The 23,616-nt window shown below is 74.2% G+C and carries 2 protein-coding genes; both read right to left on the bottom strand.

Annotated features, from left to right (window positions below; all coding sequences use genetic code 11):
- Positions 1-7: 7 nt before the first annotated feature.
- A complete protein-coding gene (locus ACTG9Q_RS05515) occupies positions 8-14,314 on the bottom strand; it encodes an amino acid adenylation domain-containing protein (protein WP_455571507.1) in 14,307 nt (4,768 codons plus the stop codon).
- A complete protein-coding gene (locus tag ACTG9Q_RS05510; protein ID WP_455571506.1) occupies positions 14,311-23,616 on the bottom strand; it encodes an amino acid adenylation domain-containing protein in 9,306 nt (3,101 codons plus the stop codon). Before ACTG9Q_RS05510 ends, ACTG9Q_RS05515 begins: the two co-directional genes overlap by 4 nt.

The raw sequence follows: 23,616 nt of genomic DNA, 5'->3' as shown, positions 1-23,616 counted from the left end.
GTCATCCTCAGCTCAGCTCGTCGTCGAATTCGTCGATCTCGTCCTGCGAGAGCGACACCAGGGCGAGGTCGGAGGGGGTGAAGCCGCCCGCGTCCGGCGCCTCGGCGTGCGCGGCCAGCCCGGCCAGCGCGTCGAACCACAGCCGCGCCAGCTCCCGGACCCGCGCCTCGGGGAACAGCTCGACCGGCCACGCCCAGGTCGCCGACAGCGTCGGCCCCTCGGCCCGGTCGACGGTCACCGCGTTGACCTCCAGGGCGTGGGCCAGGGCGAGCCCGGCGTCGGCGCCGCCGCCGAGGACCTCGGCGGCGGGGTCCGGCCCCCAGTCCGCGGCCTCGGCGGGTCCACCGGCGGCGAACCGGCCCAGGTAGTTGAACCCGATCTGCGGGGTGTTGCTCGGGACATCGGTGCTGTAGCGCAGCAAGCCGTAGCCGACGCCCTTGTCCGGAATGGACCGCAGCTGCTCCTTGACCCGCTTGATCGCCTCACCGGCGACCGCGCCGCCATTGACCACTGTGGACCACTCGGCGGCCCCGGGGTCGAGGCGGACCGGGTACAGGCTGGTGAACCAGCCGACGGTGCGCGAGAGGTCGGTGCCCGCGACGACGTCCTCCCGGCCGTGGCCTTCGAGGTCGACCAGCACGGCCGACTCCGCGCCGCGCCACCGCGCCACCGCCAGTGCCAGCCCGGTGAGCAGCACCTCGTCCACGGCCGCGTGGAACGCGGCGGGCACGGTGCCCAGCAGCGGTCCGGCGACCTCCGGCGGCAGCGTCACGGTGAACTGGGTGGCGGCGTTGACGATGTCGCGGGCCGGGTCCAGCGCCCGAGAGCCCAGCACCGGGTCGGGGCAGGACAGCACGTCCCGCCACAGCGGCAGCTCACCGCGGCGGGCTTCCGCCGCGTCGGCCAGCCCGAGCGCCCAGCGCCGGAACGAGGTCCTGACCGGCTCCAGCTGCGGGGTGACACCCGCGGCCACCGCCTCCCAGGCGGCGGCGAGGTCGGGCCGCAGAACGCGCCAGGAGATGCCGTCCACCACCAGGTGGTGGACCATCAGCACGAGCTTGCCGTGCGCGGCGCGGCCGGCGTCGAACCAGACCGCGCGCACCATGATCCCCGCCTCGGGCGAGAGGGTGGCCTGCGCGGCGTCGACGTGGTGGTAGATCAGGCTTTCCAGCTCGGCGTCGGGCACGTCGGCGATGTCCACGCGGTCCAGCAGCGCTTCCGCGCGCACCGATCCCGGCTTGCCGATCTCCAGTTCCTCGGTCTCCCGCAGCAGCCTGCCGCGCAGCACGGCGTGGGTGTCGAGCACCGCCTGCAGCACCGCCGCGATCCGCGATTCGTCGCACGCGGGCGGGGTGAGCAGCCGCATGGACTGGTGGAAGTGCTCGATGGGGCCGCCGCGGCCGAGCAGCCACCGCATGATCGGCGTCAGCGGCAGCGTGCCGACCGCCGAGGACGGGTCCTCGGCGACCGCGCCGTCGGCGCTGTCGGCGACCAGCGCCAGCGCCGCGGGGGTCTTGTGCTGGAACACCTCGCGCGGGGTCAGGACCAGCCCGGCCTTGCGCGCCCGCCCGACCAGCTGGATGGAGACGATGCTGTCGCCACCCAGTTCGAAGAAGTCGTCGTCGACCCCGACCCCGTCGATCCCGAGCACCTCGGCGAACAGCTCGCACAGCACCCGCTCGGGGCCCTCGGCGGGCGCCCGCCCCTGGCCCGCCGCCGCGAACTCCGGCGCGGGCAGCGCCTTGCGGTCCAGCTTCCCGTTGGGCGTCAGCGGCAGGACATCAAGCCCGACGAACGCCGCCGGCACCATGTACTCGGGCAGCTCACGCCCCAAGGACTCGCGCAAATCCTGCTCGAGGGCGGCAAACCCTCCCTCGGACAGCCCCCACCACTCCCAGGGGGGACGCCCCTCGGCCAGTCTACCGGCGGGCACCGACGATCCACGCGCCTCAGAGGCGCCTGTGGACAACTCCGTCGGCTGTGGATGGGCGTTTGACACAACATAAGCCACCAGGCGGGTCACGCCGTTGTCTTCGCGGGCGACCACGGCTGCCTCGGAGACAGCGGGGTGGGCTGTGACGGCGGCCTCGATCTCGCCCAGTTCGATGCGCAGGCCGCGGATCTTGACCTGGTCGTCCGCGCGGCCCAGGTAGTCCAAGGCGCCGGTGGGGCGGCGGCGGACGATGTCGCCGGTGCGGTACAGGCGTTCGCCGGTGGCGAACGGGGAGGCGACGAAGCGGGTCGCGGTCAGGTCGGGGCGGTTGGCGTAGCCGCGGGCCAGTTGGACACCGGAGAGGTAGAGCTCGCCCGCACAGCCGACCGGGACCGGGTGCAGGGCGCTGTCGAGGACGTGCAGGCCGGTGTTCCAGACCGGGTGGCCGATCGGGACCGGGGCGGCGCGGTCGGCGGGGCGGCAGGTCCAGTGGCTGACGTCGACGGAGGCCTCGGTCGGGCCGTAGAGGTTGTGCAGGCCGCAGTCGAGGATGCCGAAGAACTCCGCCGCCAGGTCGCCGGGAAGGGCCTCACCGCTGCAGATGACGCGGCGCAGCGACGCGCAGTCCTCCGCGGTGGGTTCGGCGACGAAGGCGCGCAGCATCGACGGGACGAAGTGGACGGTGGTGATCTCCTCACCCTGGATCAGCGACGCCAGGTAGGCGGGGTCGCGGTGGCCGCCGGGCTTGGCGACGACCAGCGTCGCCCCGACCATCAGCGGCCAGAAGAACTCCCAGACCGAGACGTCGAAACCCGACGGGGTCTTCTGCAGGACGCGGTCCTCGGCGCTCAACTCGTACTCGGCCTGCATCCAGCGCAGGCGGTTGACGATGCCCGCGTGCGGGACCACCGCACCCTTGGGCTTGCCGGTGGAGCCGGAGGTGTAGATCGCGTACGCGGCGTTGGCCGGGTCGACCGGGGTCGCGTGGCCGGTGGGCCGGGACGCGAGGTCGGCGACCACCGCGGGGTCGTCGAGCACCACGACCGGGGTGTCCACACTGGGCAGTGGCACCTCGGTGGAGGTCAGCACCAGGGCGGGCTTGGAGTCCGACAGCAGGTAGGCGATGCGGTCGGCCGGGTACTCCGGGTCGATCGGCACGTACGCCGCCCCCGCCTTGTGCACCGCGTACAGGGCGACGACGAGGTCCAGCGAGCGCGGGACCGCGACGGCGACGAAGCGGTCGGGGCCCGCGCCGCGCTCGGCGAGCAGGTGGGCCAGGCGGGACGCGCGGGCGTCGAGTTCGGCGTAGGTCAGGGTGCTCTCGCCGAACACCAGCGCGGGCGCGTCCGGGGTCGCGGCGACCTGGGCGGCGAACAGCTCCGGCAGGGTCGCCGGGGGCAGCTCGCGGGCGGTGTCGTTCCACGCGTCCCGCTCCTCGGGCAGCAGGACGCCGATGCCGCCGACGGGCCGCTCCGGGGTCTCGGCCACGGCGCGCAGCAGGGCGAACAGCCGCCTGCCGATGGCCGTCGCCTCGTCGGTGGAGAACAGGTCGGGGCGGTGGCTCAGCGTCAGCGACAGCTTCGGCCCGACGACGGCGACCAGGAGCGTCAGCGGGTAGTGCGTGGCGTCGCGGGCGTCGACGTCGACCAGCGCCAGGTCCTCCCGGGCGGCGAGGCCCTCCTCGTCGACCGGGTAGTTCTCGTAGACCATCAGGGTGTCGAACAGCTCGCCGACGCCCGCCATGCGCTGGACCTCGGTCAGGCCGAGGTACTGGTGCGGCATCAGCTCGGCCTGCTGGATCTGCAGGTCGGTGACGGTCTCGGCGAGGGTGCGGGCGTTGTCCACGCGCACCCGCACCGGCAGGGTGTTGATCAGCAGCCCGATCATCCTGTCGACGCCGGGGACCTCCGGCGGGCGGCCGGAGACGGTGGCGCCGAAGGTGACGTCGGCGCGGCCGGTGAGCCTGCCGAGCAGGATCGCCCACGCCGCCTGCACGACGGTGTTGATGGTGACGCCGAGGGCGCGCGAGCGCGCGGTCAGGCCGCTCACCAGGTCCTCGGGCAGCTCCAGGGTGGTCTCCACCGGCACGACCGGGTCGCGGTCGGGGTCGGCGGGCACGAGCAGCGTCGGCTCCTCGATGCCCTCGACCACCGCGCGCCAGGCGTCGCGGGCCGCGCCGCGGTCCTGGGCGGCGGCCCAGGTGAGGTAGTCGCGGAACGGGGCGGGCGGGGGCAGCTCCCGGCCGTGGTAGAGGTCCATCAGCTCGCCGACCAGCAGCGGCATGGACCAGCCGTCCATCAGGATGTGGTGTCCTGTGTAGACGAGTCGGTGGCGCTCGGGGGCCAGCCTGACCAAGGTGAACCGCAGCAGGGGCGGCGCGGCCAGGTCGAAGGGGCGGGCGCGGTCGGCGTCCAGGAACCCCTGCAACTCGCTTTCCGCCAGCTCCACTTCGGACCACGGCGTCGGGAGCGGGGCGTAGACCTGGACCGGGCGGCTCAGGCCGGAGTAGTGGAAGCCCGCCAGCAGGTTGGGGTGACGCCGAAGCAGACCGTCCACAGCGGAACGCAGACGGGCGCTGTCGAGCGGGCCGTCGAGGGTGAAGGCCGTCTGGACCGTGTACGGGTCCAGCTCGCCCTCGGTGAAGCCCGCGTGGAACAGCAGGCCCTCCTGCAGCGGCGAGAGCGGCAGGACGTCGGTCAAGCCGGGGACCAGCGCCTCCAGGCGGTCGATGTCCTCCTGCGGCAGGTCGGCCATGGTCAGGTCCGAGGCGCTGCGCCCGCCGCCCGCGGCCCCGGACAGCTCGGTGAGCACCGCGGCCCACTCGGCGGCCAGCGCCTCGACCTCGGCGCGCTCGAGCAGCGTCGCGGGGAACGCCCAGTTCGCCACCAGGCGCGGGCCGTCCGGCAGGTCCTGCGCGGAGACGGTCAGCTCCAGGGTGTGCGCGGCGGGCAGGCCGGGGTCGGCGTCGTCGAGGATGTCGGCGGCGACCATCTCCCAGTCCCCGGCGACCTCGGCGTCGGCCACGGTGAAGCGGCCGAGGTAGTTCACCAGGATCTCGGGGGTGGCCAGGCGGGCGAGGGCGGGCGCGGTCTGGGCGTTGAGGTGGCGCAGCAGGCCGTAGCCGATGCCCTTGTCCGGCACCGCGCGCACCTGCTCCTTGATCCGCTTGACCGCGGCGGCGAGATCGTCGCCGGGGCCGGGGTCGAGCCGGACCGGGTACTGGCTGGTGAACCAGCCGACGGTGCGGGCGAGGTCGAGGCCCGCGACGATGTCCTCGCGGCCGTGCCCTTCCAGGTCCACCAGGACGGCGCCGTCGCCGCGGGTGCGGTTGACCGCCAGCGCCAGCCCGGCGAGGACGATCTCGTCAACGCCCGCGTGGAAGGCGGTGGTGACCTCCGACAGCAGCGCGTGGGTCACCTCGGTGGGCAGGGTGACGTTGACCTGCTGGGTCACCCCGGCGACGTCCGTGGCGGGGGTGCGCGGCCGGTCGGCGAGCCGGTGGCCGGGGTCGCCCAGCACCTGCATCCACCGCGACAGCTCGGTGAGCCGGGCGGGCGCGGCCGCTTGGGCGGCAAGGGCTTGCGCCCACTCCCGGTAGGAGGTCCGCACCGGCTCCAGCGTGGCGCTCAGGCCGACGCCGACGGACTCCCACGCGGTGGCCAGGTCCGGCAGCAGCACGCGCCAGGACACGCCGTCGACCACCAGGTGGTGCAGCACCAGCAGCAGCCGACCCGGCCTGCCCTGGCCGGAGTCGAACCACACCGCCTGCGCCATCTGCCCCGACTCGGGCGCCAGCCCGGCCTTCGCGGCGGCGGCCTCGGTGCGGATGACCTGCTCCAGCGCGGCGTCGTCCAGGCCGTCGACCTCGACGGTGCGCAGGACGTCGCGGGCGCGGACGCTGCCGCGCGGGCCGGTCTCCAGGCTCCACACCACGTCGCCGACGACCTTGGTCAGCCGGGCGCGGAGCATGTCGTGGCGGTCCAGGACCGCCTGCAGGGTCGCGGCGAGGCGGGCCTCGTCGCAGGTGGCGGGGGTGCGCACCAGCGCGTGCTGGTTGTACCCGTCGATCGGGCCGCCGAGTTCGCGCAGCCAGTGCATGACCGGGGTGAGCGCGACGTCGCCGATGCCGTTGTCGGAGTCGACGGCCTCGTCCTCCTGGTCGGCGCCCTCGGCCGCGGCGGCGAGTTCGCGCACGGTCTTGTGGCGGAACACGTCGGCGGTGGTGAACACCAGGCCGGCCTTGCGGGCGCGGCTGACGAGCTGGATGGAGACGATGCTGTCGCCGCCGAGGTCGAAGAAGCTGTCGTCGACCCCGACCGAGGCCACCCCGAGGATGTCGGCGAACAGCCCGCACAGCACGTCCTCGCGCGGGCTCGACGCCGCGACCGGCGCGGGCGCGGCGGCGGGCGCGGTGAACACCGGCAGCGGCAGCGCGGCCCGGTCGAGCTTGGCGTTGGGCGTCAGCGGCAGCGCGTCGAGGCTGACGAACGCGGCCGGGACCATGTAGTCCGGCAGCGCGGCGGCCATGTGCCCGCGCAGCGACGCCGCGTCGAGCTTGCGACCGGCGACGGGCACGACGTAGGCGACCAGGCCGCGACCGCCGGGCAGGTCGTCGCGGACGACGACGGCGAGCCGGGCGACGTCGGGGTGATCGGCCAGCACGGCCTCGATCTCGCCGAGCTCGATGCGGAAGCCGCGCACCTTGACCTGGTCATCAGTGCGGCGCAGGAACTCCAGGTCCCCGCCGGGCACCCAGCGGACCACGTCGCCGGTGCGGTACATGCGCTCCCCCGGCGCGCCGAACGGGTTGGCGACGAACCGCGAGGCGCTCAGCCCCGGCCTGCCGAGGTAGCCGCGGGCCAGCTGGGTGCCCGCGATGTACAGCTCGCCCGCGACGCCGTGCGGGACCGGCCGGAGCGCGGCGTCGAGCACGAAGGCGCGGGTGTTCCAGATCGGCTTGCCGATGGTGAGCACGCCGGAGGGGATGGCGTCGCCAGGCTCGATGCGGAAGGAGGTGCAGCCGACGGTGGTCTCGGTGGGGCCGTACTCGTTGACCACGGTCGTGCCCGGGTGCTCGTCGCGCCACGCCTGCACGGCCTCGCCGAGCAGCGCCTCGCCGCCGAGCACGAGCTGCCCGGTCGGGGAGAACTCGCGCGGCAGGGTGTTGAGCAGCGCGAAGTGCGTCGGGGTGGCCTTGAGGAAGGTGCACTCGTCGGGCGGGGTGACGACGTCGTCCATCGCCGAGACGTGGACGCGGCCGCCGTTGACCAGCGGGGCGAACAGCGCGGTGACGGTGAGGTCGAAGGAGACCGGCGAGTGCAGCAGCGCCGTGCCGGACACCGCCGGGTACTCCTGGGCGACCCAGGCGAGGTACTGGGCGAGCGCGCGGTGCTCGATCACCACGCCCTTGGGCTTGCCGGTGGAGCCGGAGGTGTAGATGACGTAGGCGCTGTTGTCCAGCGTCGCGGTCGGGGCGAGCGGCGTGCTGGGCTGCTCGTCCAGCGCGGCGGTGTCGAGCAGGACGTCCGCGGTGGCGATGTGGTCCGAAGTGGACACGACGAGCGCGGGGGCGCCGTCCTCCAGCAGGAAGGCGATGCGGTCGGCCGGGTAGTCCGGGTCGATCGGCAGGTACGCGCCACCGGCCTTGAGCACCGCCAGCACCGCGCACACCAGCTGCGGCCCGCGCGGCAGCAGCAGCGCGACCAGCTTCTCCGGCCCAATCCCCTTGCCGCGCAACAGGTGCGCCAACTGGTTGGCCGCCGCGTCCAGCTCCGCGTAGGAGACCCCGGCGAACGGAACCCGGCGCAGCCCCCACCACTCCCCGGGGGGCGACCCCTGGTCCAGTCTACCGGCGCCCGCGGCCGCGGGAAGGGGTGCGGACGGGGGTGTGGACAACTCCGGGGGTTGTGGATAAGTGGCGGCGCCCGAGGGTGCGGTTGCGGTATGGGGGGTGGTGCTTGCGCTGGTGGGAGCGGGGGTGGGGGAGACAGCGGCGGCGCCGGGGGGCGGGGCGGCTGTGAGGGCGGTCACGGTGGGGGTCCGGGTGGCCTGGGCCTCGAACTGGGCGGTGACGGTCGTGGTGGGTTCGGGGCGGGTGGTGGTGTTGTAGGTGGTCAGCAGGGTGTGGCGCTCGTCGGGGGTGAGGATGTCGATGGCGCCGATGGGGTGCTCGGGGTGGGTGGCGATGCCGTCGAGCAGGCGGAGCAGGCGGGTGGTGATGGCGGTGGCGGTCGCGGGCTCGAAGAGGTCCTTGCGGTACTGGAGGAAGCCGCGCATGCCGCCGGTCGGGTTCTCGCCGAGGCTCAGGGAGAGGTCGACCTTGGCCGCGCCCAGGGAGACCGCGTGCGGGGCCAGGGTCAGGCCGGGCAGTGCGAGCGCGGTGTCGGGGCGGTTCTCGAAGACCAGGGCCACCTGGAACAGCGGGTGCCTGGCCAGGGAGCGGGCCGGGTTGAGGATGTCGACGAGGCGCTCGAAGGGGACGTCCTGGTTGGCGTGGGCGGTCAGCACGTCGTCCTTCACGCGGGCCAGCAGCTCGGTGAAGGTCGGGTCGCCCGCGGTGTCGGTGCGCAGGACCAGGGTGTTGACGAAGAAGCCGACCAGGTCGTCGAGGGCCTCGTCGCCGCGGCCCGCGATGGCGGTGCCGATGGGGATGTCGGTGCCCGCGCCGAGGCGGGTCAGCAGGGCCGACCACGCGGCTTGCACGAGCATGAACATGCTGGCGTCGGCCGATCGGGCCACGGTGGACAGCCGGGCGTGGAGGTCGGCGGGCACGTCGAACCACAGTTCGGCGCCGTCGTAGTCGGCCTCGGCCGGGTACGGGTGGTCCACCGGCAGGTCGATGGCCTCGGGCAGGTTCGCCAGGCGGGTGCGCCAGTAGTCGGTCTGCGCGCTGATGGCGGAGCCCGGGTCGTCCTCGGTGCCGAGGACTTCCCGCTGCCACAGGGCGTAGTCGGCGTACTGGACCGGCAGCGGGCTCCACTGTGGAGCGCCGCCGCCCAGGCGGGCGGTGTAGGCGGTGGAGAAGTCCCGCGCCAGCGGGCCCGCGGACCAGCCGTCGGTGGCGATGTGGTGCATGACCAGGAGCAGGACGTGGTCGCGTTCCCCCAGCGCGAACAGGTGGGCGCGCAGCGGGGTGTCGCGGGTCAGGTCGAACTCGACGGACGCGGCGGCGGTGAGCTGGGCGTCCAGGTCACTCACCGGGGCCACCGACAGGGCGGGGCGGGCGATCTCGGGGTCGAGCACCAGCTGGCGAGGGACGCCGTCGGTCTCGGGGAACACCGTGCGCAGGGTCTCGTGCCGGGCGACGAGGTCGCCCAGGGCGTTGCGCAGGGCGGCGACGTCGGGGTCGCCGGTCAGGCGCAGGGCGAGCGGGACGTGATAGGTGCTGCCCGAGCCGTCGAGGCGGTTGACGAACCACATGCGGCGCTGGGAGAACGACAGCGGGACCTCGTCCGGGCGGGGCCGGGCGCGCAGGGCCGGGCGGCCCGCGGCCAGGCCGAGGCGCTCGGCGAGGGCGGCCACGGACTGCGCCTCGAACAGCGTGCGCACCGAGACGTCCACGTCGAACACCGCGCGGATGCGGTTCACCAGGCGGATCGCCGACAGCGAGTGCCCGCCCAGGTCGAAGAAGCCGTCATCGACGCTGACCTCGTCCACCTTCAGGATCTCGGCGAACAGCTCGCAGAGCACCTGCTCGCGCGGGGTGCGCGGACCGCGCCCCGACGGGGTGTCACCACCGGTGTCCACAGTGGGCGGGACGATGATCTCCAGTGTCCCGTTGGGACGCCAGCGGGCGGTCTCCCCCGTGCGGTACATGCGGGTGCCGCGCGCGCCGAAGGGGTCGGCGACGAAGCGGTCCCCGCTGCCGGTGCCCGCCACGTAGAGCTGGCCGGGCACGCCGACCGGGACCGGGCGCAGGCGCGGGTCGAGCACGTAGGCGCCGGTCGCGCGGACCTCGGCGAAGGCGGCCAGGGCGGCGTCGTCGCGCAGGGCGAGGAGTTCGGCGCGCTCGGCGTCGGTCAGGATCTCCACCCGGGTGATGGGCTGCGCCGGGTCGGCGGCGACACCGCTCAGGAAGCGCAGGAAGGCCTCGGCGACGCGCCGCACGCCCGCGGGGTCGAACAGGTCGGCGCTGTACTCCACCAGGGCGTCGATGCCCGCGGGGGCGCCGTCGACCAGGCGCTCGGCCAGCTCCAGCTCCAGGTCGAACTTGGCGACGGTGACGTCGGTGGGCAGTTGCGCGGCGGTCAGGCCCGGCAGCTCCAGCGCGCCGGACTCGTTGTTCTGGAACGCCAGCATCACCTGGAACAGCGGGTGGCGGGCCAGCGAGCGGGCCGGGTTCAGCACCTCGACCAGGCGCTCGAAGGGGACGTCCTGGTTGGCGAAGGAGGCCAGCACGTTCTGCCGGGTCCTGGCCAGCAGGTCGGCGAAGGTCGGCTCGCCGGAGGTGTCGGCGCGCAGGACGATCGTGTTGCTGAACAGGCCGACCAGGTCGTCGAGGGCCTCGTCGGCGCGGCCCGCGACCGGGCTGCCGATGGGGATGTCGGTGCCCGCGCCCAGGCGGGTGAGGACGGCGGCGAGGGCGGCCTGGGTGAGCATGAACATGCTGACCTGGTGGGCCTTGGCCAGGTCGGCGAGCCGGGCGTGCAGGTCGGCGGGGACCTGGAAGCGCAGCGAGCCGCCGCGGTAGGACTGCTCGGCCGGGCGCGGGCGGTCGACCGGCAGGGCCAGCTCGTCGGGCAGGTCCGCGAGGTTCTGCTTCCAGTACGCCAGTTGGCGGCCCAGCGGGCTGCTCGGGTCGTCGTCGCTGCCCAGGATGTCCTTTTGCCACAGGGTGTAGTCGGCGTACTGGACGGGTAGCGGGGACCATGCCGGGGCCTCGCCGCGGACGCGGGCGGTGTAGGCGGTGGACAGGTCGCGGCCGATAGGGGCGGCCGAGCCGCCGTCGGCGGCGATGTGGTGCATCACCAGCAGCAGGACGTGGTCGGTCGCGCCCAGGCGGAACAGGTGGGCGCGCACGGGCAGCTCGGCGGCCAGGTCGAACCCGGTGTTCTGCGCGGTCGCCAGCGCGTCGGCCAGGTCGGCCTCGGTGACGTCCACAATGGTCAGCTCGACCGCGGCGCCGGTCAGGATCTCCTGGCGCGGTGTGCCGTCGCTGTCCGGGTAGATGGTGCGCAGGCTCTCGTGGCGCTCCACGATGTCGCCGAGCGCGGCGGTCAGCGCGGCGACGTCGAGGTCGCCGGTCAGCCGCAGGGCCGCGGGGATGTTGTAGGTGCCGCTGCGGCCTTCCAGCGTGTGCAGGAACCACAGGCGGTGCTGGGCCGAGGACAGCGGGATCTCCGCGGGCCGGGCGTACGGGCGCAGCGCGGCCCCGACCGACGCGCCGGAGTCCAGGCGGCGCGACAGCCCGGCGACGGTGGGCGACTCGAACAGCGCGCGCACCTCCAGCTCGACGTCGAAGGCCGCGCGGATGCGGCTGACCAGCCGGGTGGCGAGCAGCGACTGGCCGCCGTGGGCGAAGAAGTCGTCGTCGACGCCGAACCGGGGCAGGTCAAGGACTTCGGCGAACAGCTGGCACAGCAGCTCCTCGCGCGGGCCGCGGGCGGTGCGGCCCGCGGTGGCCGCGCCGAAGTCGGGCGCGGGCAGGGCGCGGCGGTCGAGCTTGCCGTTGGTGGTCACCGGGAGCGCGTCGAGCACGACGACCGCCGCGGGCACCAGGTGCTCGGGGTGTGAAGCGGCCACAAAGGACCGGATGCTCTCGGGGTCGCCGCCCACGGTGTAGGCGACGAGCCGGTTGTCGCCGTGGCGGTCGGGCACGGCCACGACGGCGGCCTGGCTGACGGCCGGGTGCGCGGACACCGCCGCGGTCACCTCGCCCAGCTCCACGCGGAACCCGCGCACCTTCACCTGGTCGTCGGCGCGGCCGACGAACTCCAGGTCACCGCTGGCGCTCCAGCGCACGACGTCGCCGGAGCGGTACATCCGCGCCCCGGGACCGCCGAACGGGTCGGCGACGAACCGGCCCGCGGTGAGGCCGGGGCGGTCCAGGTAGCCGCGGGCCAGACCGGCGCCGGAGATGTACAGCTCGCCCGCGACACCGGCGGGCACCGGGCGCAGCGCGCCGTCCAGGACGTACACGCGGGCGCCGTGGACCGCGCGGCCGATCGGCGGGGCGCCGTTGCCGGGGGCCAGCGGGGCGCTCATGGTCGCGCAGACCGTCGTCTCGGTGGGCCCGTAGGCGTTGACCATGCGCCGGTCGGCGCACCAGCGGTCGATGAGGTCCGGCGAGCTGGCCTCACCGGCGACGACCAGGGTCATCCCGTCGGGCAGGGCCGGGATCGCGCCGAGCGCGGCGGGCGGGATGGTGGCGTGGGTGACGCCGTTCTCCGCGCACAGCGCGGCCAGGCCGGGGCCGGGCAGCAGGCGCTCGCGGGTGCCGAGGACCAGCCGGGCGCCGGAGAGCAGGCCCATGCACAGCTCCCAGAACGCCGCGTCGAAGCTCGGCGAGGCGAACTGCAGCACCCGGCTGTCGCGGCCGACGGCCAGACCGTCCATCTGGGACGCGAGCAGGCTCGTGGCCCCGGCGTGGGAGACGACCACGCCCTTGGGCTTGCCGGTGGAGCCGGAGGTGTAGATGACGTAGGCGGCCTGGGCGGGGTCGATCGGCAGGTCCAGGTTGGCCGCGTCGTGGTCGAGGGCGAGGTCGTCCAGCACGATCGCGGGCACCGGCAGGCGATCGGCCAGCGCGGCCGTGGTGAGCACCGCGGCGGGCGCGGAGTCGGTGAGCAGGTAGGCGATCCGCTCGGCCGGGTACTCCGGGTCCACCGGCACGTACGCCGCGCCCGCCTTGAGCACGGCCAGCACGGCGGTGACCTGCTGGACCGAGCGGGGCAGCACCAGCGCGACCCGCGACTCCGGCCGCACCCCTCGGGCGAGGAGCTCACGGGCGAGGCGGTTGGCGGCGGCGTTGAGCTCGGCGTAGGTGTGGGTGCCGAAGTCGCCGGTGATGGCGGTGCCCTCGGTGTGGGCCTCGAACAGCGAGACGACGGTGGCGGCCGGGTGCGCGGGCACGCCCGCGCTCCAGGCGTCGAGCCGCGAGCGCAGCGCCGGGTCGAGCACGTCGAGCGCGCCGACCGGGGTGTCGCCCGAGGTGACGACCGCGCGCAGCACCCGCAGCAGGCTCTCGCCGACGGCGGTGACCTCGGCGGTGGTGAACACCTCGGTCTGGTGGTTGAGCCGCAGCGTCAGCCGCTCGCCGTGGACCGAGGCGTTGAGGTAGAGCGGGTAGTGGCCGCGGTCGCGGGCGTCGACGCTGCCCAGCCGCAGGCCGCCGGGCAGCTCGGACCCGGCGGCGACCGGGTAGTTCTCGAACACCATGGCGGTGTCGAACAGCTCGCCTTGCCCGGCGGCGCGCTGGATGTCGGCGAGGCCGAGGTGCTGGTGGGCCATCATCGCGGTCTGCTGGGCGGCGACGTCGGCCAGCAGGCCGAGCAGCGGGCGGGCCGGGTCGACGGCCACGCGCACCGGGACCATGCCGATCAGCAGGCCGACCATCCGCTCGACGCCGGGCAGCTCGGCGGGGCGGCCGGAGACGATCGAGCCGAACACGACGTCGGCGCGCCCGGTCAGCCGGGCCAGCACCTGCGCCCACGCGGCCTGCACCACGGTGTTCAGGGTCAGGTCGCGCGTGCGCGCCAGGGCCGACAGCTCCGCCGTCTCCTCGGCGCTGAGCGCGACCTCGACGCGGCCGGTGGCCGTCGGGTCGACCGCCCGCGTGGCCCCCAGCAGGGTGGGCTCGTCCACATCGGACAGCAGTGCGCGCCAGGCGTTCTCGGCGGCGGGGCGGTCCTGGGCGGCCAGCCAGCCGAGGTAGTCGCGGAACGGGGTGACGCGCGGCAGGGTGGCGCCGTCGTAGAGCTGGAAAAGCTCGCCGATGAGCACCGGCATGGACCAGCCGTCGAGCAGGATGTGGTGGTTGGTGACCACCAGGACGTGCCGGTCGGCGGCGAGGCGGGCCAGCAGGAAGCGGATCAGCGGCGGGCGGTTCAGCTCGAAGCGGCGGGCCTGCTCCTCGCGCCGCAGCGCGGCCAGCCCGGCCTCGTCGCAGTCCACTTCGGACCAGGGCAGCGCGACCTCGCGGGCGATGAGCTGCACGGGCCTGCGCAGCTTGCCGTGCACGAACCCGGCGCGCAGGTTGGCGTGGCGGCGCAGCAGCGCGTCGGCCGCGGCGCGCAGGGCGCTCGCGTCGAGGGCGCCGTGGAGCTCGATGGCGACCTGGACGGTGTACACATCGGGCGCCTGCTCGTCGTAGAGCGAGTGGAAAAGCAGGCCCTCCTGCAGCGGCGACAGCGGCAGGATGTCCTCAGGCCCTTGCCTCGTCATTGCAATGTCCTCCACTCGGCTTCCAGCATGGTGATCTCGTCTTGCGACAGCGACAGCAGCGACAGGTCCGACGGGGTGTGCCCGCCCGCGTCGGCGCAGCGGGCCAGCAGCCGCAGCGCGCTGTCGGTGAGGTCGGCCAGCTCGACGGCGTCGAGCAGGCCGGGGGCCCAGGTCCAGGTGGCGACCATGGTCGGCCCGTCCGGGCCGTCGTGGGTGATGGCGTTGAGGGTCACCGGGTGCGTCAGGGGCGCCTCGGGGTCGCCCGCGGGCAGGTCGGCGGCGATGAGGGTCCAGTCGCCGGTGTCCGCGCCGACGCTCACCCTGCCCAGGTAGTTGAGCGCGACCTGGGGCGTGGCGCGCGGGGTGAAGCCGCCGCGGTAGCGGAGCAGGCCGTAGCCGGTGCCGTCCTCGGGGACCGCGCGCAGCTGTTCCTTCACCGTGCGCAAGGCGTCGGCGACGTCGCCGTCCCAGGGCCCCGGCCGCAGCCGGACCGGGTAGAGGCTGGTGAACCAGCCGACGGTGCGGTCCACACCGTCGCCGCGGCCGTGGCCTTCCAGGTCGATGAGCACGTCGTCGCCGGGCAGGCCGCGCCTGCGCCGCCACTCGGCCACCGCCAGCGCCAGGCCGGTGGCCAGCACGTCGGCCGGACCGGCGTGGAAGGCGGCCGGGACGCTGCCCAGCAGCGGCTCGGTGATCTCCGGCGGCAGGGTGGTGGTGTGGCGGCGGGCGGTGGCGGCGGTGTCGGTCAGGGGGCCGGTGACCAGGTCGGCGGGTTCGTCCGTCGTGGACTTCCAGTGGTCGAGTTCCGCGGTGGGCGGGGCAGAGGAGCGGGCCCAGGTCCGGAAGGACGTGGGGACCGGGGCCAGCTCCGTGCCTTCCCAGGCGGCGACGAGGTCGGGCAGCAGGATGCGCCAGGAGACCCCGTCGACCACCAGGTGGTGGATGACGAGCAGGAGCACGCCGGGCTCGGCGAACCACACCGCGCAGACCATCCGGCCGGTCTCGGGCGAGAGCCGGTCGAGCGCGGCGTCGGCCTCGCCGTAATAATCCGAGCCGGTGTCGACACGGCGCAGGTCGACGCGGTCGCCGGGCTCGGGCACGGTCAGCGACCAGGCGCCGAGCCGGGCGCGCAGCATGTCGTGGTGGTCGAGGACCTTCTGCAGGGCGGCGCGGAGCCGGTCGGCGTCGCAGTCGGCCGGGGTGCGCAGCAGCGCGGACTGGCTGAAGCGGCCGATGGGGCCGCCGCGCTCGGCCAGCCAGTGCATGATCGGGGTGAACGGCACCTCGCCGAACGCCTCGGCGCGGTCCTCGCCCTGTTCCTCGGCCTCGGTGGTGGCCACGGCGGCGAGGTCGGCGGGGGTCTTGTGGGTGAAGACGTCCCGCGCGGCGAACACCAGCCCGGCCTTGCGGGCCCGGCTGACCAGCTGGATGGAGACGATGCTGTCGCCGCCGAGTTCGAAGAAGCTGTCGTCGATGCCGACGGCGGGCAGGCCCAGCAGCTCGGCGTAGAGTCCACAGAGGATCGCTTCGGCCGGCGTGCGGGCGGCGCGGGTGCCCGCCAGGGCGGCGAAGTCGGGGGCGGGCAGGGCTTTGCGGTCGAGCTTGCCGTTGGGGGTCAGCGGCAGCGCGTCGAGGGTGACGAACGCGGCGGGGACCATGTAGCCGGGCAGGGTGGCCGCGGCGTGGTCGCGGACCTGGGCCGGGTCCGCGGCGGTGACGAGGTAGGCGACCAGGCGCTTGACGCCCGGCTTGTCCTCGCGGATGACCACCGCGGCGTGGTCGACGGCCGGGTGCCGGGTCAGCACCGCCTCCACCTCGCCCAGCTCGATGCGGAAGCCGCGCAGCTTGACCTGGTCGTCGGCGCGGCCCAGGTAGTGCAGGTCGCCGTGGGTGTCCCAGCGGGCCAGGTCGCCCGTGCGGTACATCCGCCCGCCCGCGATCGGGTCGGCGACGAAGCGCTCGGCGGTGAGCCCCGGCCTGCGCAGGTAGCCCCGGGCCAGGCCCGCGCCGGAGACGTACAGCTCGCCGGTGACGCCGGGCGGGACGGGGCGCAAGGCGGCGTCGAGGAGGTAGACGCTGGTGCCGCGCACCGGCTTGCCGATCGGCGGGACGGCGGTGGCGGGGGTGAGCGGATCGCTCATGGTGGCCGCGACGGTGGACTCGGTGGGGCCGTAGGCGTTGACCATGCGCCTGCCGTCGGCCCAGCGGCGCACCAGCTCGGCGGTGCACGCCTCGCCGCCGACGATGAGGGTGGCGAAGTCTGGCAGGTCGGTGGGCGGGACGCTGGCCAGCGCGGTCGGCGGGATCAGCGCGTGGGTGACCCGGTGCCGGGCCAGCACGTCGGCGAGGGCCTCGTCGGCGAGCGGGCCGGGCGGGGGGATGACGACGGCGGCGCCGGTCAGCAGCGCCATGCACAGCTCCAGGACGGAGGCGTCGAAGCTGGGCGAGGAGAACCGCAGGACCCGGCTGTCGGCGGTGACGGCGAAGCGCTCGGCCTCGGTGGCGGTGAAGGCGGCGATGCCGCGGTGGGTGACGACGACGCCCTTGGGCCTGCCGGTGGAGCCGGAGGTGTAGATGACGTAGGCCGGGTTGTCCAGGCAGGCCTCGACGCCGGGGTCGTGGGTGGGGCCCTCGCCCAGCTGGTCGACGCAGAGGGCGTCCTCGGTGTTCGGGGGGCGCTCGGCGGTGGTGGTGAGGATGGCCTTGGGCGCGGCGTCGGCGAGCATGTAGGCGATGCGGTCCGGCGGGTAGTCCGGGTCGACGGGCAGGTAGGCCGCGCCCGCCTTCAGCACCGCGAGCGTGGCGACGACCGACTCGGTGCTGCGGCCCATGACCAGGGCGACGATGTCCTCGCGCCCGATGCCGCGGGCGATCAGCTCGTGCGCGAGGCGGTTCGCGGCGGCGTCGAGGTCGCGGTAGGACAGGGTCGTGTCCTCGGCGATGACGGCGGGCGCGTGCGGGGTGCGGTCGCGCTGGGCGGCGAACAGCGCCGGGAAGGTGGCCGGTTCGGTGTCGCCGGTGTCGTTCCAGTCGTGCAGGACCTGGCGGGTCTGCTCCTCGGTCAGGACGCTGATGTCGGTCAGGCGCGCGTCGGGCCGCTGGGCGGCGGCGGTGAGGATCGCGCCGAGCCACTGGCAGAGGCGCTCGGCGGTGGCGTGGTCGTAGAGGTCGGTGCGGTAGTCGAGGTGGGCGTCGATGCCCTCGGGGGTCTCGGTGAAGTGGAAGGCCAGGTCGAACTTGGCGATCCGGACGTCGACCGGCTCCTCGCGCACGGTCAGGCCGGGCAGCTCCAGCCGCGCGGGCGGGTTGTTCTCCAGGCTCAGCGACACCTGGAACAGCGGGTGGCGGGCCAGGGAGCGGACCGGGTTGAGCACCTCGACCAGGCGCTCGAAGGGCACGTCCTGGTTGGCGTAGGCGTCCAGGACGTTCTGGCGGACCCGGTCGAGCAGCTCGGCGAAGGTGGGGTCGCCTGCGAGGTCGGTGCGCAGGACGACGGTGTTGATGAAGAAGCCGATCAGCGGCTCGACGGCGTCGTCGGTGCGCCCGGCGATGGGGCTGCCGATGGGGATGTCCCGGCCGCCGCCGATCTTGCCGAGCAGGGCGGCGAGGGCGGCCTGCACGACCATGAACAGGCTCGACTGGTGGCGGCGCGCCAGCCCGGTCAGCGCGCGGTGGGTGTCGGCGTCGACGCGGAAGGGCACGGTCCCGCCCGCGTAGCCCGCCTCGGCGGGGCGGGGGCGGTCGGTGGGCAGGTCCAGTTCCTCCGGCAGGCCGTCGAGGTTGGCCTTCCAGTAGGCGAGCTGGGCGGAGATGGCGCTGTTCTCGTCGTCTTCGCTGCCGAGGGCTTCGCGCTGCCACAGGGCGTAGTCGGCGTACTGGACCGGCAGGGGTGTCCACTGTGGTGCGCGGCCGTGGGCGCGGGCCGCGTAGGCGGTGGAGAGGTCGCCCGCGAGCGGGGCGGCCGACCAGCCGTCGCTGATGATGTGGTGCAGGACGATGAGCAGGACGTGCTCGGTCTCGCTCACCGCGAACAGGGTGGCGCGCAGCGGCGGGGCGGTGTCGAGGGCGAAGCCGCGGCCCGCCTCGGCGGCCAGGTCCCTGGCCACGTCCTGTGTGTCCACAATGGAAAGGCGCGCGCGGATGTCGGTGACCTGCTGGCGCGGCCTGCCGTCGGTGTCGGGGAAGACGGTGCGCAGGCTCTCGTGGCGGGCGATGACGTCGTCGAGCGCCTGGGCCAGGGCGTCGCGGTCCAGCGCGCCGGTCAGGCGCAGGGACAGGCCGACGTTGTAGGTGCCGCTGGGGCCGTCGAACTGGGTGAGGAACCACAGGCGGCGCTGCGCGAAGGACAGCGGGATCTCGCTCGGGCGCTCGACGGGGCGCAGCGGCAGGCGGGCCCGGTCGGCCCGGTCGACGCGGCGGGCGAGCTCGGCGGCGCTCGGCGCCTCGAAGACCGCGCGCACGGGCAGTTCCACGCGCAGCGCGGTGCGGATGCGGCTGATCAGGCGGGTCGCGAGCAGGGAGTGGCCGCCGAGGGCGAAGAACCCGTCGTCCACGCCGACCTCGTCGAGCCCGAGCACCTCGGCGAACAGTCCACAGAGGATCGCCTCGCGCGGCGTGCTGGGCGCCCGCCCGCCCGCGGTGACCTGGGGCTCGGGGAGGGCCTTGCGGTCGAGCTTGCCGTTCGGGGTGAGCGGCAGCTCGTCCAGGGTGACGAAGGCCGAGGGGACCATGTACTCCGGCAGCGCGTCGGCGGTCCTGGCCTTGACCGCGGCCGGGTCGGCGGGGCCGACGAGGTAGGCGACCAGGCGCTTGTCGCCGGGGCGGTCCTCGCGGACGATGACGGCCGCGGCGTCGACGCCGGGGCAGGCGGCGACGGTCGACTCGACCTCGCCCAGCTCGATGCGGAAGCCGCGGATCTTGACCTGGTCGTCGGCGCGGCCGAGGAAGACCAGGTCGCCTCCGGCGGTCCAGCGGGCCAGGTCGCCGGTGCGGTACATGCGCTCGCCGGTGAACGGGTTGGCGACGAACCGGGTGGCGGTGAGGTCGGGTTTGCCGAGGTAGCCGCGGGCCAGGCCGCGGCCGGCGATGTAGAGGTCGCCGATGACGCCCGCGGGGACGGGGCGCAGGTGGGCGTCGAGGACGTACATCTCGACGTTGCCCTGCGGCTTGCCGATCGGGACCGGGCCCGGCGGCAGCTCCTGGCCGGGCTCGATGCGGTACTCGGTGCAGTTGACCGTGGCCTCGGTCGGGCCGTAGACGTTGTAGACCACGGCGTCGGGGTGCGCGGCGCGCCAGTCGCGGATGTTCTCGGCGAACAGCGCCTCACCGCCCATCAGCAGCTCGCCGGTCGGGGAGAACTGCTCGGGCAGGGCGGCCAGGAACGGCAGGTGGCTGGGGGTGCCCTTGAGGAAGGTGCAGGGCCGCTCGGCCAGCGCCCGCTCGGCGTCGGGGTCCTCGCCGGTCAGGGCGGTGACGTGCACGGCGCCGCCGACGGCGAGCGGGGTGCACTGGGTGGTGACCGAGGCGTCGAAAGACACCGAGGCGTGCCAGATCGCCACGCCCGCGGCGCTGGGGTAGGCAGCGGCGGTCCAGGTGATGTAGTTGGCCAGCGCGCGGTGCTCGACCACGACGCCCTTGGGCTTGCCGGTGGAGCCGGAGGTGTAGATGACGTACGCCGCGCCCGCCGGGTCGACCTCGGTGGCGGGGGCGTCCGCGGCGGCCAACTCGATCCGGTCCAGCAGCATCGGCGGCACGCCGAGGTCGGGCAGGTCCGCGGCGGTGGTGGTGACCAGGGCGACCGGGCGGGCGTCCTCGACCATGTAGCGCACGCGGTCGACCGGGTAGTCCAGGTCGATGGGCAGGTAGGCGGCGCCGGTCTTGTGGACGGCGATGATCGCCTCCAGCATCGCCGCCGAGCGCGGCAGGGCGAGCGCGACCAGCGTCTCCGGGCCCGCGCCCTGGCCCGCCAGGTGGGCGGCGAGGCGGGTGGAGGCCGCGTCGAGTTCGGCGTAGGTGCGGGTGGTCGTGCCCTCGGTGACGGCGGGGGCGTCGGGGGTGCGGGCGACCTGGGCTCGGAACATGTCCAGGAAGGTGGGGGCGCCCGCGTCCTGGGGGGTGTGCCGCCAGGTGCCGAGGATCTGGTCGCGCTCGCCGGGGAGCAGGACGTCGACGGCGTCCACGGTGATCCCCGGGCGGTCGGCGACCTGGCGGAGCACGGCGAGGAAGCGCTCGGCGACGGCGCTCGCGGTGGCGGCGTCGAACAGGTCGGTGTTGAAGCGCAGGGCGCCGTGGATGCCGTCGGGGGACTCGTCCAGGTGGAAGGCGAGGTCGAAGCGGGCGGCGTCGATCCGGACCTCGTGCGGGCGCGCGGCGATCCCCCCGAGGTCCACGTGCGAGGCGGGCGCGTCCTGGACGGCGAGGGAGACCTGGAACAGCGGGTGCCGCGACAGCGAGCGCTCCGGGTTGAGGGCCTCGACCAGGCGCTCGAACGGGACGTCCTGGTTGGCGTAGGCGTCGAGCACGGTCCGGCGGACCTGGTCGAGCAGGTCGGTGAAGGCCGGGTTGCCCGCGGTGTCGGTGCGCAGGACCAGGGTGTTGACGAAGAAGCCGACCAGCCCGTCGAGCGCGTCGTCGGCGCGGCCCGCGGTGGGGCTGCCGATGGCGATGTCGGTGCCCGAGCCCATGCGGGTGAGCAGGACGGCCAGGGCGGCGCGCAGGACCATGAACACGCTGGCCTGGCGGTCGCGGGCGAGCGCGGCCAAGGCGGCGTGCACATCGGCGGGCACGGTGACCGCGACGGTGTCGCCGCGGCCGGACGGGACGGCGGGGCGGGGGCGGTCCAGCGGGAGGGGAAGCTCCTCGGGGATGCCCGCCAGCGCCGTGCGCCAGTAGTCCAGCTGCTTGGCGAAGGCGCTGCCCGGGTCGTCCTCGTCGCCGAGCACGTCGCGCTGCCAGAGGGCGAAGTCGGCGTACTGCACCGGCAGCGGAGTCCACTGTGGTGCTTCGTTCGCGGTGCGGGCGGCGTAGGCCGTGGCCAGGTCGGCGGTGAGCGGGGCGAGGGACCAGCCGTCGCTGATGATGTGGTGCATCACGATCAGGAGCACGTGCTCGTCGGACGACTGGGTGAACAAGTGCGCCTTGAGCGGGCGCTGGGTCGCCAGGTCGAACCCGACGCTGACCGCCTCGGTGAGGGCGTGGCCCACCTCGGCCACGTCGTGGACCGACAGCTCGACGGGCGCCTCGGCCAGGATCTCCTGGTAGGGGTTGCCGTCGTCCTGCGGGAACACGGTGCGCAGGCTCTCGTGCCGGGCGACGACGTCGTTCAGCGCGGCGGTGAGCGCCTCGCGGTCGAGGTCGCCGGTCAGCCGCAGGGCCAGCCCGTGGTTGTAGACGTGGCTGTGGTCGTCGAGCTGGTTGAGGAACCACAACCGCCGCTGCGCGAACGACAGCGGCACCCGCGCGGGCCGCGCCATCGGCGCCAACCCGGCCCGAGCCACCCCCGCCAACCCCAGCCGCCGCGCCAACTCCCCCACCGACCCGGCCTCGAACACCGCCCGAACCGACAGCTCGACCCCGAATGCCGCCCGAATCCGGCTGACCAGCCGAACCGCCGACAGCGACTGCCCACCCAACTCGAAGAAACTGTCCGAAGCCTTGACCTCCGGCACCTTCAACACCTGCGCGAACAACCCGCACAGCCGCGAAACCCCATCCACACCATCGAAACCAGCCGCGAACCCGGGGGGGCGCAGCCCCCGCCCATCCCTGGGGGGCGTCCCCTGGTCCAGTCTACCCGCGCCCGGGGTCACGATCGGGTGATCGCCGGGAGCTGTGGACAACTTGGCGGGCTGTGGATGGGCGTTTGACAGGTCGGTGGGGATGTGGTTCGAGGCGGTGTGGTCGGTGGCATTGCCGTTGGGGCCGATGTGGTCACGGGCGCCGCCGTTGGTGAAGACGCCGTTGGTGGCGGCCCTGTTGGTGGCAGCGCTGTTGGCGGCGAACCCGTTGCTGGAGGTGCCCGGGGTGGTGTCGGTCGGGATGGGGTCGAGAGGGAGGTCGCGCAGGGCGGTGGTGGGGGAGGTGGCGAAGTGGGTGAGGAAGGTCAGGAGGGCGTCGCGGTGGGCGGTGAGGGTGGTGGGGGTGTAGAGGTGGGCGTTGGCGTGCAGGTCGAGGTGGAAGCCGTCGCCGGGGTGGCGGTTGTCCAGGACGATGGAGAGGTCTTCCTCGGGGCCGACGGAGAAGCCGCGGACGGTGGCGGTGGCCTCACCGAAGCGCAGTGTCGGGGCGGTCATCAGGAGGTTGACCTCGGGGCCCCAGAGCCGCGCGCCCGCCAGGCCGAGGTCGCGGTGCAGGTCCTCGTAGCGGTAGCGCTGGTGGCGCAGGGCGGCGCGCAGTTCGGTGTTGGTCGCGCGGATGATGTCTTCGACTGTCGCGTGTGGAGCGACCTGGACCAGCAGGGGCACCGAGTTCGACACCATGCCGGGAATGGCCTTGGTGGCGCGGTCCTGGCGGGCGGCGACGGCCAGGCCCAGGACGATGTCGGCGGCCTCGGAGCGGCGGTGCAGGTAGGCGGCGATCCCGGCGACGACGACGGCGGGCCAGCTCGCGCCCGCCTCGCGGGCCGCGGTGCGCAGGGTGGCGGCGTCCGCGGGGTCGACGGGGCCGGGCAGGCGCAGGTGGTCGCCGGGGATGGTGGCGGGGCGGCCCGCGAGGGTGACCGGCCGGGGTCGGGCGGCGAAGCGGTCGGTCCAGTAGGCGCGGTCCTGGGCGAACTGGTCCGAGGCGCGGTAGGCGGCGTCGGCGTCGATGAGGGCGGAGACCGGGCCGAACGGTGTGCCGGTCTGTCCATTGTAGATCTCGGCGACGCGCTGCGCGATGAGCGAGCCGCTGAGGCCGTCGACGGCGGCGTGGTGGATGCGGTTGAACCACACCACGCGGTCGGGGGCGGTGCGCAGCAGGGCGAAGGTGAACACCGGGTCGGTGGTGATGTCCATGGGCGCCGCGGCGGCCCTGGCCATCCAGTCCCGCGAGGGCGAGTCGACGATCTCCGGCGACCAGTCGGCGAAGCGGGACGGCGGGTCGACGGTTTGCCAGACGCTGTCGCCGTCGTCGATGAAGCGCAGGCGCAGGACCTCGGTCTCGGCGACGACCTGGCGCAGGGCGGCGGCGAGGCGGTCGATGTCGACCTCGCCGGTGATGTCGACGCACTCGGCGATGGCGAACATGGGGTTGCCGGGGTCGGCGGCCTGGGCCAGCCACATTCCCGATTGAGCCGCGGTGAGCGGGAGTCGAGCTCCGGACAT

This window comes from Actinokineospora lacus, assembly GCF_053813445.1.
This window is presented reverse-complemented; position numbering and strand designations above follow the sequence as displayed.